The following is a 12,856-nucleotide window of genomic DNA, read 5'->3' as shown; positions in this document are numbered from 1 at the left end:
GGTAATCATTTAACCGGAGGTGTCCAAGATGCGGTTCGCCTCCATATATAGTAGCAGAAAAGCGACCTTAACTGGTCGTTTTTTTACGTCCTCATTTGATTAAATAATTACGCAATGCCTTTTAATGATTACGGCCAATTCCTCCAATGTGTATTTGTGGTTTACCATGTCTACTGTGAGGTCTTCGGCATACTTGGTATGCATTTTAAACTGCAAGCCATTATAACGTAGAAATATGACCAGAGCCGTAAAGGCAGTGCGTTTGTTAGCGTTGTGGAAGGGATGATTTTGCCCTAAAGACTCAAACAGTGCGGCTGATTTTTCATAAACGTTGGGGTAGGCATCCTCACCAAAAGCAGAGGACTTGGGGCGAAGGACGACTGATTCAAGCAGCCCTGCTTCTTTAACACCTGTTTGTTCACCTGGACTATATCGCTGAATCATGGCAATATTAATGGCTATGACTTCTTCTACGGACAAATAACGTACTTTGTTCATCGATCTTTCAGACCTTGTAATGTCTGGTCATACTCATCAATTACGTTGGACAGCGTATCCATGAAATCTTTACTAATCCCATTGGGCAATACTACTTTTGTCGATTTTTTAATAATAATTTCACCAGTGGTCTGGTTAACATCGATTTGGACGCTATCTCCCTGACTCAAGCCGATTTGCTTGAGTGCATCGGTCATGGTTATGCCCAAACTGTTCCCAAACTTAGTCACTTTGCGTTCCATTTCCACCACCCTATTCATTCGGAAATCCTCCTTATCAATATATTCAACTGTTATAACAATTATACAATTTTTGATTTGATATTCAACGAAAATAATAACTAGTTTCCTTTTACATACAAAACAAATAAATGAAGCCCTCTCAATAATCAACAAACAAAGAATACTTATGGTCCCTTGGTCGAGATGTGACATACTCCCTGCTACGGTAGCGTCAGAGCAACTTTTTATTTTTGATGAAATAGGAAGTGGCAAAATTACGTTAAGGTAGTGACTAACAAATTTGGGACGGAAGAAAGGCGAAATATTGAGAAAAATGAAACTTAGGGACTAAAAAGCTCGTAATATGTGGTAATATGTAGAAAAGGGGGAGAAAGTTTTGAGAAAGACAAGTTTGGGAATTTTACTTTTGGCACTGTTATTACTGGTTACTGCATGTGGAGGTGCTGCGTCTACATCAACAGGAACGCAAAATGCTAATACTTCTGTAAAGGATCAAGGCCCTGCAGAGAACGTAAATAATGAGCAAACAGATGACGCTGTTACAACAGAACCGACTAAGGAGCCTGAAGAGCCGAAAGAGGTTGTCAACAAAGTAGGGGACAAGTTCAATTTGGGCGATTGGGAAGTTGTGCTGGACTCGTTTGAATTTAATCAAAAAGTCAGTGATGAATATTTTTCTTCTAGTGCGGACGAGGGCAATAAGTTTTTAATTTTAAACTATACGGTTACTAATCAAGGAACGGAAGCAGACAACTTTACGTCAATGATTGGCGGAGTCGAAATGAAGGCGCTATTTCAGGACAAATATGAGTATACATATACGATCACGATGATAGATAAAGACCTTAGCAAAGAAAGTATTAAGCCGCTATCTTCAAAAACCGGATTTGTTGTAATGGAAGTTCCTGACACAGTAGCTAAATCAGAAGATAGTTTGATTCTAAAGCTGGCAAAAGATGAGAACAAGGCCACTATTAATTTAAGATAGTTGAAGTTGCCACTAGTATGAAAGAAACCGCAAGCGTAAGGGTTTTCCCCTAGGGCTTGCGGTTTCTTTGAGAATTCTATCGCTTCAAAGAAACCTGCGTCCCTAGCTAAGTTTCGACTCCCCTCGCCTCCATAATGTTAAATCCACAACCGAATCCGGTTGTGGATTTTGCGTTTCAGCTCTTATACATGATCCTCATTTTAAATCAAATCCTTTGCTTTTTACGTATTCCGTATATCCGCCCAACGGCAAATCCTTATCCAACATGGCGATGAATTTTCCGGACCAGCTAGCCTTTTGTTTGTTATTCGTTCGCGCGCCGTAGTACTCCTCTATTTCCTGGTCATATTTTTCGACCTTTGCTTTAAGATCGGGATCATACCGGTTTTCAAAAAATACGGCAGACCGAGGCAACCGCGGCTTTTGCTCGGGGAGCTCGTCGGGAACGCCTACTGCAAGACCGACCAAAGGAATGACGAAGTCCGGCAGGCCAAGCCATTCGTCCAGTGCCGGCAGGGCCTCATTAATTCCGCCGATAATCACGGTTCCGAGCCCCATCGATTCCGCCGCCACATTGGCATTTTGCAGGGCGAGCGCGGCACACAGCACAGCGGTTTGGTAAAAATACGAAAAGCTCAGATTACGACCCATTTTTTCTTGTTGCTCCGGGCCGGCGGCCAACATCATCCGATGAAGATCGGCGCAAAAAATAAAAAAGTACCCGCATTCTTCAATCGACGGATTTTTCGAATGCACCGCGATCTTCTTCCGCAGTCCCTGATCGGTAACGCCGATGATCGAGAACGGCTGCATATGCGCCGAGGTCGGTGCCATTTGCGCTGCATCGACAATGGCATCGACTTGCTCGCCAGTCAACGGAATATTTTTAAACTTACGGATGGAGCGATGCTGGCGGATCACTTGCAAGACCTCATTCATTTAGATTCCCTCCAAATAGTTAGTTTTTTGTAGAAGTCTCAGAAGACAGGTGTATAATTAAATTGTTTCCATGGAAACCATAATAACAAGGAGAGAATATTTTGTCAAATGGTTTCCTCGGAAACCATGGTATAATAAAAAGAAAAAAGGTAGGCTTGCCTTATGCCAGATATGAATGATGACTTGCTTCAGCTCAAAAACCGCATCGAAAAATCCATGTACCGGATCCTCATCAGCAAAACCGACGAGGACCAGGATCGGCTTTGGCTCGTAGGGCGCATCTCCGATGTCCGGCTAAAGAAGCTGCTGCCCCGCCTATCCGTCTCAAGCCTGCACGTTTTGGACGTGATCAATGCGCATGAAAGCATTAAAGGGGTCGATATCGCTCGCGATATGGGGATAACAAAGGGCGCCGTCTCCAAAATTACCCGCAAATTGCTGGATCAGGACCTGATTTCGAAAACGCGGCTGCCGGACAACCTGAAAGAAATTTATTTCTCAGTGACTTCGCTCGGCACCGAATTGGCCGAACTGCATCGGGTATTCCATCAGGAGCAGGATCAAAAATCGATGGAATTGTTAACAAGTTTCGACGCTGCGTCGTTGGAAATCGTGGCAGACTTTCTGGAGAAGTTGGCTAGCCTGCGGTAGCCAAAGTTCTAAGTGTTCTTTGTACCTATTACTTTTTCTATGTAACTACCAACGAATTTCGTAAATTTCGGGAAGGCTTTTAGCGGAGAAATCGACCAGTCCCTAGTCTAAAGTCTAGCTTCAGATCCCTCTTAAGACGGTTATGTCAGTCGAATAAGGCGGATATAATGGATTTATAACTCAGATCGTGTCTTATGAAGCCAAAGGAGTGTTTGAATATGAAGACAATGGAAGCGACTGCGAAGGCGCGGACAGGTAAGGTGAATTGGGTGCTTTTTAATCCAAAAACCTATGCAACGATCCTCTATTTATTGCTATCTCTCCCGTTAGGGATTATCTATTTTACAGTAGCGATAACGGGGCTTGCACTATCCATCGGTTTAACTCCAATATTTATCGGAATACCACTGTTTTTTGGAGTAGCCAAGCTGCTGAATGGGATTGTGAATTTTGAACAAAGCATGATTAGACAAATTTTGGGCTTACCTACTCCCCCTCCTGTTTCGTATACCTACAATCGACAGTCTGAAGCTGGGCAGAACTGGTTGAAGCGCATGGTGAGAGGTTTTGACGGTGGGCTATTCATTCGAAATCTGCTGCTCATATTACAAAGATTTGTAACAGGCATTGTATTCTTTGTTATTATGGTAACGGTAATTTCCCTGGGACTAGGATTTATTGCTCTTCCAGTCGTGCATATCATTTTGATGAATGAAATGCAGCTTGATATTTTAGAGAATACCTTGTTTAGTTATTTTCATATAGATTGGACCTATAATCAGCAATATATGCTGTACGTAGGCATTGGTCTTGTACTTTTTTGGATCGCGCTTCGCGTCGTGAATGGGCTCATGCAAATTCAGCGCAGAATCATGTATGTGGATGAGCCATATCAGCAGCCGTCAGTGCCAGTGGAATCACAAGTACATGCACCGGTTCAGTCGCAATATTATGACTTCCCAGAGGATCAACCCACTCAAGGGATGATGCAGCCAGCCTATAGAGAGCTTTAGAAGCTCTCTTTTTTTGTATTCCACTACTTGATGCGTATCGTCAGGAAATGATCAAATGAATGGTGAGGTCAAAGTGACAAATGATAAACAGAATGTGACCCGTTATTTCCGTAAAATCGAATTCATTGAAAACGATCGTGTTGTGGTTCATGTACAGAGTGTCGTTCGCTAACCACAAGTAAGATTAGAGAAATAATGATGAGTATAAAACAGAACACAAAAGAGTACCGATATCCTATAAGACTGGCTAATCCCCCACCAACAAGACTACCAATCAGTCTGCCGATTGTAGATGAATTCGAGTAGAGCGTGGATGCATAACCAGGCATGCTTGGAAGCAGTTCCTGAATGTAACTAATGCCAATCGCTGAGATGACGGCAACAAAAACAGCAAGCAGAATTTGAGCTACAAGCATCTGCCACATCGCTCCTGAGATAATGACAACGAGATAATAAGCGCCTCCTAGAATGGCCCCGCACATCATCAAGGTCCGGTTACTGTACTTTGCACTAAGTAGACCGAGCATAATCATAAAAGGAATTTCCAACGCAGCACAAATACTGCTGACTAGACCGACATCGCTTGTCGTTCCCCCTAGATTGTTTGTAATAAAGAGGGCCGTATTGATGCTGCTCATCCAGTGAGCCACATACATGAATATCAGAATTAGAAACGGAAGCAGAATATTACGGTTCTGAACTAGTTGGAAGTTTGTTGATTTTACCTCGGCATTATTGCTCTTCAGCTCTATATTTGATTTGAGGAATAGGAGTATAAGTAAGGCAACAAGCAGAAACACTCCGATCGTGCCCGAGAAAATCCCCCTAAACCCAACAGCAGCGATTAGCAAAGTACCGATTAAAGGTCCTGTGATAAAGCCGAGAGAGAAAGCAGAACGTAAGGTAGAATTAGCAAATGCATGGTCCGTAAAGTTGCTCTTACTCACTGCTTCTCTAGAAATGGCGAATAATTGAGGCATCCCTGGTGCACCAAGGGCGGTGAACACAGTCATGTAGATGAACAGGATCGTAAAATCCTGGATGAGCAAGTACCCACCATAAGCCAGAGCATTACAGAGCGTGGCAATTAGAAAAATGTTTTTGCGATTCAAGCCGCGATCGGAGCGTCTCCCGGTTAATGTACTAATCCATATCCCGGCAATTAACGTGACTGCTAGAAAAATACCAAACATTCCGACAGATACGCCAAGCTGTTCTGTGAAATAGATGGATAAAAAAGGGGCACTGAGTGAAACACCCATCCCCTGCAGTAACATACATAAAAAGAGTAAGGCATACGAAGGAATCGAAAATAGTTCGGTGAGTCGTTTGAGCATGATGTGAAGTTACTCCTCTATATTTGTTAAGATAATCAATCCGGCTATAGTATACTTGAAAATGACAGCAATAATATATATCCTATTTAGCTAAAACCTTAACTATTTGGCTAAAGGTGTGACTGTTCTATGGATATAAGATTACTCGCTAGTCCACATTTGGTTATATGCAAAGCAGGGGTTCGACTCCCCTCGCCTCCACCATCATGAACACCGCCCGCATGCTTGTTTACTGTGACTTGAAGCAAAATTTTGCCGCATCGGCAAGAATATGCTTCCAATAACCAGAGGCAAAATTTTGCTTCCAAAAACGTATCATGAGGTCCTAAAAAGGATAGGCGATCGACTATGATCGCCTATCCTTTTTACCTTTTTCTACTGAAAAAGAGTAATACTCTCTTCTTAATTACTCATTCCGTTATATGGGCGCCATAAACTTTGAGGTTGTAAGCCAGCAGTAATCTAAGAGATATCTTCGATACATTACTATTTATCCTGGTCACATACTCAATCACCCTCAGGTCGTATCTATCCCCACTTTGGAAGTATAGGACTTAGGTTTTATCTTTTCTGAAGCAACAACAATAAGATATCGATAGTAATAGGAAAAATATAGTATAATATTATTAATAAATTTATTATTCAAATGATGGTCATATATATCTATGCCATTAATAGGGGATAGCTTATGCATTTAAAAAAAGTAAAAATCAATTAGCCGGGTAAGAGATTGTTAGTCTATAGTTAGTTGTCGGGAAGTTGAATGGAGTAACATCGTTCAACTTCCTTTTATTTTTGTAGGTTGTGAGGTTTGTATTATTAAGTTTGGTAATAGTCGCAGCCGCTAGAATAGAATTTGGGTAACTCTCTTTTCTTAACATATTTAGTAATAGTCTATAATAAGCTCATAGAAAGTAGGGGTTTTAAACAAATGGAGGGTAGCTAATGTTTGAAGAAAATGAAGTTGTAGACTGAAATTGTTTATATATCGTGGTTTTTAACCGCGAAAATCAGTAGCTTATCAAAAATAAGTTTTAGACTCAGTGTTTATAACCGTTGAAGTAGGACTATCAGGAAGTGTCAGAAGAAAATAAAGTATTAGACTGATGAGGCAAGTATAACTTCGCCTCGCAGTTGGCCGACGACGTCGTAAGACTAACGATCACGCCGAATTGAACGCTTCCGAAAGGAACAATCTAGAGCTTAGCGGCTTACCAGTCTACAACTTAATTTTCCGAGTCTAACAAATTATTTTTTTTTGACACCGTGATAATTCAATTATATCAAGCTCTATCTAACTAGGTGGGGGCTATTAGATGCTTACTTTTCCGTATCTCGTTTATAGAAAATCTAATAGTACAAATAGAAATTATAGGCAATAAATTACCGCTAGTCATAAAAGAGACTAGCGGTTCAAGTTAGATTTCTGTAGTTGTGAATTGATAATTTAGTTCTCATGTCGCTTTGAGTTTATTAATCTCTCTAATTTGGATTAGTCTCCAATCTATTATGCTCTTTCGATTTTTCAATTATGTCCTCTGAAATATTGTACGCACCACAATAAGTACCTTTTCCATAATTAGAATATTCTTGTTCGGTTTCAGAATAGATAATCTTTGTCTTAATATAGACGATAGGAGAAGAATAATGCTCTTCTAGGCGTATTGTGCCTTTTAAATTTATTCCTTCTGCTTTTTCAATAAATAATCCATTTCCATAATACATTTTCTTAATTAAACCCAAAGAATTATTTAAAGAGTACTGATAAGGGAATTGTTTTCCATTCGAGCTAGCTATTGGGGAGTTCCAAGTATTCACATTACCTGCATCTGATGTACCCACGTCGAACGTCCAGTCACCCACTGGATATTGAATTTTCTCGTTAGATTTCAAGGTAATAATAATGCCTGATGTCTGAAATATTCCTTTTTTTATAGCTTTGTAATTTAGAGTGATTCCATATGATGAGTATTTCAAGTTGGGCTGTTGGTTTTGAGTAAATTGAAATTCATCAATTTTTACTTTATCTTGAATACCAACAAACGAGATATTGGAAATTTCTTTAAAATCATAGGGGGCTTTCTCAAAAAACATAGTGATAGCAATTGAGTTTGCCACATTTTCTTCTACTGCAATATAAGCATCCATCCAAGCAAAGAATTCTGTACGGTTTGATAATTTTGTTTTCTCTGAACAAGCAATAAGTATTGTCATAATGAATGAAATAACAACTAAGAGTTTAAGTATCTTACCCATAATTATTATTGATAATACACAATTAAATAGGAATCTGCTAAAGGTGTTCTAATATATTCATGTTCCGAATCAACTAGAGTACCATCGACTGTTTTTGTCCAATAATAGTATTGTGTGAAGTAGTCACTTGCGAAACCAAGTTTACTAAATCTCGAACTGTCTGCTGGTATATTAATGGCTACACTGTATGTTGTTGTTCTCGTTGTTGAAAGACCCAGTTGGACTTTAACTTTGTTCGCGATATCAAACGTAGCGCTGCCAGAGTAAGTCCATGCAGCGGAGTTAGATGTTCCCCAGGTATAACTAGCAGCTTTTGCCCAAGAACTAGTTAGATATTTTACAAATAACCTTGATGCTATTGATTCTCCTTCGGAAATTGCTTTGTCTACTACATAACTGGATCCATAGTAGCCTGCATCATTCCAAATAATATTTCCTGACGCAAGATATGGTTGAACCATGCCGGGGGTCCCTTGATAATATGTTGGTAATCCAGATGAGGGTAGTCCTGTTTCGTCATCAACGCTTGTTGAAACAACATAATTACCTTCAGTAATTTTACCTAATTTTTTTTCAGATTCTGCATAACTATGAACATTCATGGTTGTGAAAAAAAGTACCCCAACTGCAAAAACACTTAAAAATGTTCGTTTAGACTTTGGAAATTTAGCTTTAAACATACTCCTATTCCTCCCTTATATTAGGTAACTTACAAAATTAACTAACCCTCCTTATTTAATTAGAGTTAATTAGAACCTAACTTTACAATATATTACTTAAATGGAATTGTAAACGAAAAAATGTTCGGGGTTCTCCGCAACGTTTTTTTTTGGACTAGTTGCCTGCGTCTATTTAATCTTTTACAGTCTTGGTAGATTTATAATTGAATTTTACAGAGGGGATATTATTCGAGGTCAAGTCGGTTTACTATCTACCTCGCAATTAATCGCACTCTTTATTGTTCTGGGGACCAGTCTTATGGTGTTTCTGTTACAATACCAGAATAGAACGACGCGTATTTATAATTGATCAAGTCATCAAAACAAAAGCCTCTTGTCTAAACTGGACAGGACGGCTTTTTTTTATGTATGGATGAGAATAGAAGTGAATTATGAATTAGGTATTACATATTTATTCAGTTGTCTAATTATTATTGTCATCAATTTCAATCCATAGTTATTAAATAAGAATAATGTGAATAAAATCATATCGTGATACGTAAGGTTGCTATAAGATTTAAAACAATAATTTAATACCTAGTTAAATAGTGTGAATACAGTGATTAATGTTAGGAATAGAATTTATTATTTTTCATGGCTTACATAAATTAATGAACAATAAAGGGCTGTGCTTATGAATTTTGACTGGGAGTTTATTGTTGAAAGCTTGCCCCTTTATGGGGACGCCATGTGGTTGACGGTGAAGTTAGCTTTCTGGGGAACACTTTTTTCACTTGTTTTGGGATTGTTGTTTAGTGTTGTTTTGCATTATAAGTTACCGGTGATCTCGGGTGTGATTGTTGCTTATGTCGAGCTATCGAGGAATACTCCGTTATTAGTTCAATTGTTCTTTTTATATTATGGCTTACCCAAAATCGGAATTCACATGAGTGAGGTAGCTTGTGCAATAGTCGGACTGACATTTCTTGGCGGAAGCTATATGACGGAGGCTTTCCGCAGCGGGATTGAGGCGGTGAGCAAGTCGCAAGTTGAATCCGGCCTTAGCATTGGGTTATCCAAGGTTCAACTTGCGAGATATGTAATTCTTCCACAGGCGTATGCGATCAGCATTCCTTCATTGGGAGCCAATGCCATTTTCCTGTTAAAAGAGACTTCGATTGTTGGCGCGATCGCGTTAATGGATCTAATGAATGTGGCAAAAGACCTGATTGGTATGCACTACAAAACAGCAGAATCTCTGACGCTTCTCGTTGTGTCTTATCTTATTTTGATCTTGCCTTTGTCTATTGTGCTGTCGTGGGTAGAAAGGAAGGTGAGATATGCAGAATTTGGGGATTGAGGTGTTGTTTGAAGGCTCCAATATGGAACGATTGCTGGGGGGCTTGCTCGTAACGATTGAAATTTCGTTTATCTCCATTGTACTCGGAACGATATTAGGCCTATTCATGGGACTGCTTAGAACGATAGAGTTAAAGTTTCTTAGATTTATTTTGCGCTTGTATCTTGAGCTGTTCCGAATTATTCCGATTTTGGTCTGGCTCTATGTAGTCTATTTTGGCTTCACACCTTTGTTTGATATTCATATCAGTGGAGAAGTGACATCTATACTTGTGTTCAGCTTATGGGGCGCAGCGGAGATTGGGGACATCGTACGTGGTGCATTAGAATCTATGCCGAAGCATCAAATGGAATCCGCTAAGGCATTAGGTCTGAGCAGCGGACAAATTTATCGCTACATCTTGATTCCGCAGGCTGTACGAAGAATGCTGCCAGGCTCGATCAATCTAGCGACACGTATGGTGAAGACGACATCCCTTGTTGTATTAATCGGAGTAATTGAGGTTGTGAAAATCGGACAACAGATTATTGAATTGGGTGTGATTAAAGCACCTTCGGCATCATTTTGGGTATATGGCTTTATTTTTATTTTATATTTTCTCGTATGTTATCCGTTATCAATCATTTCCAGACGTTTTGAGCGCAGATGGCAAAATTAGCGATGGGAAGGAACGTTATTTATGGGGGATTCAAGAGAACTGCTGCTTGAAATAAAAAACCTGCAGAAAAGCTACGGGGATCGAAAGGTATTGGAAGGAATTGATTTACGGGTAAGAAAAGGGGAGGTGATCGTCATTCTAGGTCCATCAGGATGCGGCAAAAGCACATTCCTGCGATGTCTTAACGGACTGGAATCGGTTCAAGGAGGCGAAATCCAATATCTCGGTCGTAATCTTGCCGAAGATCAGGTAGATTGGCGCGAAATAAGGCAGCATATCGGCATGGTGTTTCAGAATTATGATTTATTTCCACATATGACGGTAATCGATAATATTCTGCTAGGACCTTTGAAGGTGCAGAAGAGAGATAAGACAGAAGCGCTTCAGCAAGCTGAACAATTACTTGATCGGGTCGGATTGCTTGATCGTAAGGATGCCTATCCACGACAGCTATCCGGGGGGCAGAAGCAGAGAATTGCGATTGTCAGAGCTTTATGTATGAATCCGGACATTATTTTATTTGATGAAGTGACAGCATCGCTTGATCCCGAAATGGTCAGGGAAGTACTTGATGTAATACAAGAGCTCGCCAACCAGGGGATGACGATGATCATTGTGACGCATGAGATGGGATTTGCGAAATCCGTAGGGGATTTTATTGTCTTTATGGATCAGGGCAAAATTTGTGAAATTAGGGCGGCGGCGCAATTTTTTACCCGGCCAGAGACAGAGCGTGCACAGCACTTTCTGGATATATTTCAGTACGAAAAATTATAGAAACAGGGGATGAAGAGGAATGAAGAAGAGCAGAAACATATTAGTTGTATTCTTGACCATGAGCTTGCTATTGATGGGGTTAACCGCTTGCGGAAGCTCCGGAAATAACGGGGAATCCAAGTCCAAATTTAATTCAATCGAGCAGATTAAAAAGAATGGCAAGATCAAGATTGGGGTATTTGCTGATAAGCCGCCATTTGGTTATGTAGATTCTGACGGTAAGAATCAGGGTTTTGACGTTTATATAGCCAAACGATTCACAAAAGACCTCCTTGGTGATGAATCGAAGGTTGAATTCGTACTTGTAGATGCAGCCAGCCGCGTAGCTTATTTGGAATCCAACAAGGTCGATATTATAATGGCTAATTTTACAGTAACCGACGAGAGAAAGGAAAAAGTTGATTTTGCCAATCCATATATGAAGCTGTCCTTTGGAATTGTGTCACCGGATAGTGAGCCTATTACTTCGATAGATCAGCTAAAAGAAAAAGGCCAGCGATTAATTGTAGCTAAGGGTACGACAGCAGAAACTTATTTTACAAAAGAATACCCGGAAATCGAGCTGCTCAAATTTGACCAGTATACGGAAATTTTCGCTGCGCTCAAAGATGGACGCGGTGCAGCAATTGCAAATGATAATACAGAGTTGATCGCATGGGCTAAGTCCAATCCCGGTTTCACGGTTAGTATTCCAGCCTTTGGCGGCCAAGATACGATCGCTCCAGCAGTGGCCAAGGGGAATACAGAGCTACTAAACTGGATTAATACCGAGCTTGATAACCTGGGTAAAGAACAGTTTATTCACCAAGCATATAAAGAAACATTAAATGAGGTTTATGGCGAGGGTTATACCGATGAGCTTGTAGTTGAAGGCGGTAAGCTCGAATAGGATACATTTAGCTAAATATGAAAAGGTATTGGGGAGGGGGCTGTCCCAAAAGTAGGTTTACTTCAAAACTAGAAATAGCGGTGCAGGGAAGACGCTCCCTGCACCGCTTGATCCTGCCGCATTCTATGACCTTATCTCATGTGTAATAGTGTCATGATGCGGAATTCCTGAAATTCCTGCAAATGTGCAGGCTTTCTCTAAGGATTCTCTTCAAACTAGTCTATTCTAAACAATATTCCTACATTTTTCAACACTTCGGTAGCAATAAAGGAAAAAGGTTCCCCTATTCCATCAGGATTCGCTCAAGATCATAAAATAAAGGAACTTAATTCCTCTATTTTGGTGCTACACGCTGATTTTTCGCATTTTAGGGCAATTTCAGTAAGGATAGAGGAAAATAATTCCTTTATTTTCCTTAAAATCATCTCATTTTCGAAAATAAAGGAGATTTTTTCCTCTACTGTGTTCGATCTGCAATCCTCTGACTTCTCACGAATAAGCTAGCTGTACTATTTCGAAAAAGCGCAATTTGGAAATTTGGAGTATATTATTTTCATTCTAGGTGGTGACGCCTGAGCGTCATAGTTGT

General features: G+C 40.1%; 13 protein-coding genes and 1 pseudogene. 8 read left to right on the top strand and 6 right to left on the bottom strand.

Features of this window, described 5'->3' with window-relative positions:
* Nucleotides 1-99: 99 nt before the first annotated feature.
* Both BLS49_RS21225 and BLS49_RS21220 read right to left on the bottom strand, forming a co-directional pair.
* Nucleotides 100-498: a type II toxin-antitoxin system death-on-curing family toxin gene (locus BLS49_RS21225; protein ID WP_091235555.1), complete on the bottom strand. Its 399-nt coding sequence runs from the start codon at nt 496-498 to the stop codon at nt 100-102.
* Nucleotides 495-758, bottom strand: coding sequence for an AbrB/MazE/SpoVT family DNA-binding domain-containing protein (locus BLS49_RS21220; RefSeq protein WP_091235551.1), 264 nt, complete (start codon nt 756-758; stop codon nt 495-497). Before BLS49_RS21220 ends, BLS49_RS21225 begins: the two co-directional genes overlap by 4 nt.
* A 358-nt stretch (nt 759-1,116) precedes the next feature.
* On the opposite strand from BLS49_RS21220, the gene BLS49_RS21215 reads away from it, so the two are divergent.
* The gene (locus tag BLS49_RS21215) at nt 1,117-1,728 is read left to right on the top strand and encodes a DUF4352 domain-containing protein (protein ID WP_091235549.1); all 612 of its coding nucleotides are present in this window, start codon (nt 1,117-1,119) and stop codon (nt 1,726-1,728) included.
* Between the two features lie 195 nt (nt 1,729-1,923).
* On the opposite strand, the gene BLS49_RS21210 is transcribed toward BLS49_RS21215, so the two are convergent.
* Nucleotides 1,924-2,667 carry an NADPH-dependent oxidoreductase gene (locus BLS49_RS21210; protein WP_091235547.1) on the bottom strand — a complete coding sequence of 248 codons (744 nt, stop codon included), beginning with the start codon at nt 2,665-2,667 and terminating at the stop codon, nt 1,924-1,926.
* Nucleotides 2,668-2,829: 162 nt separating this feature from the next.
* On the opposite strand from BLS49_RS21210, the gene BLS49_RS21205 reads away from it, so the two are divergent.
* On the top strand, nt 2,830-3,318 hold the full coding sequence (locus BLS49_RS21205) for a MarR family transcriptional regulator (protein ID WP_091235544.1): 489 nt from the start codon (nt 2,830-2,832) through the stop codon (nt 3,316-3,318).
* 218 nt (nt 3,319-3,536) lie between these two features.
* Nucleotides 3,537-4,331, top strand: a complete 795-nt coding sequence (locus BLS49_RS21200) for a sensor domain-containing protein (protein WP_091235542.1) — start codon at nt 3,537-3,539, stop codon at nt 4,329-4,331.
* Between the two features lie 122 nt (nt 4,332-4,453).
* Here the strand turns inward: BLS49_RS21200 and BLS49_RS21195 are convergent, their stop codons facing one another.
* The 3 genes from BLS49_RS21195 to BLS49_RS21185 form a co-directional block, all read right to left on the bottom strand.
* The gene (locus BLS49_RS21195; protein WP_091235539.1) at nt 4,454-5,668 is read right to left on the bottom strand and encodes a sugar efflux transporter; all 1,215 of its coding nucleotides are present in this window, start codon (nt 5,666-5,668) and stop codon (nt 4,454-4,456) included.
* A gap of 1,482 nt (nt 5,669-7,150) precedes the next feature.
* Nucleotides 7,151-7,924, bottom strand: coding sequence for a hypothetical protein (locus BLS49_RS21190; protein WP_091235536.1), 774 nt, complete (start codon nt 7,922-7,924; stop codon nt 7,151-7,153).
* A 5-nt stretch (nt 7,925-7,929) separates the two neighbouring features.
* Entirely contained in the window at nt 7,930-8,604 is a 675-nt protein-coding gene (locus tag BLS49_RS21185; protein ID WP_091235533.1) for a hypothetical protein, read from the bottom strand.
* 157 nt (nt 8,605-8,761) lie between these two features.
* Here BLS49_RS21185 and BLS49_RS21180 point away from each other — a divergent pair.
* From BLS49_RS21180 to BLS49_RS21160, 5 genes and pseudogenes are all read left to right on the top strand, one after another.
* Nucleotides 8,762-8,953: pseudogene (locus tag BLS49_RS21180) on the top strand (prolipoprotein diacylglyceryl transferase family protein); the annotation flags it as partial.
* Between the two features lie 324 nt (nt 8,954-9,277).
* Nucleotides 9,278-9,943, top strand: coding sequence for an amino acid ABC transporter permease (locus BLS49_RS21175; RefSeq protein ID WP_091235530.1), 666 nt, complete (start codon nt 9,278-9,280; stop codon nt 9,941-9,943).
* Nucleotides 9,924-10,601: an amino acid ABC transporter permease gene (locus tag BLS49_RS21170; RefSeq protein ID WP_091235527.1), complete on the top strand. Its 678-nt coding sequence runs from the start codon at nt 9,924-9,926 to the stop codon at nt 10,599-10,601. Before BLS49_RS21175 ends, BLS49_RS21170 begins: the two co-directional genes overlap by 20 nt.
* Nucleotides 10,602-10,622: 21 nt before the next feature.
* Nucleotides 10,623-11,378, top strand: a complete 756-nt coding sequence (locus BLS49_RS21165; protein ID WP_091235525.1) for an amino acid ABC transporter ATP-binding protein — start codon at nt 10,623-10,625, stop codon at nt 11,376-11,378.
* 19 nt (nt 11,379-11,397) lie between these two features.
* Nucleotides 11,398-12,267, top strand: a complete 870-nt coding sequence (locus BLS49_RS21160) for a cysteine ABC transporter substrate-binding protein (RefSeq protein WP_091235523.1) — start codon at nt 11,398-11,400, stop codon at nt 12,265-12,267.
* The last annotated feature ends 589 nt before the right edge of the window (nt 12,268-12,856 follow it).

It is taken from the genome of Fontibacillus panacisegetis (assembly GCF_900102215.1).
Classification (GTDB): Bacteria; Bacillota; Bacilli; order Paenibacillales; family Paenibacillaceae; genus Fontibacillus; species Fontibacillus panacisegetis.
This window is presented reverse-complemented; position numbering and strand designations above follow the sequence as displayed.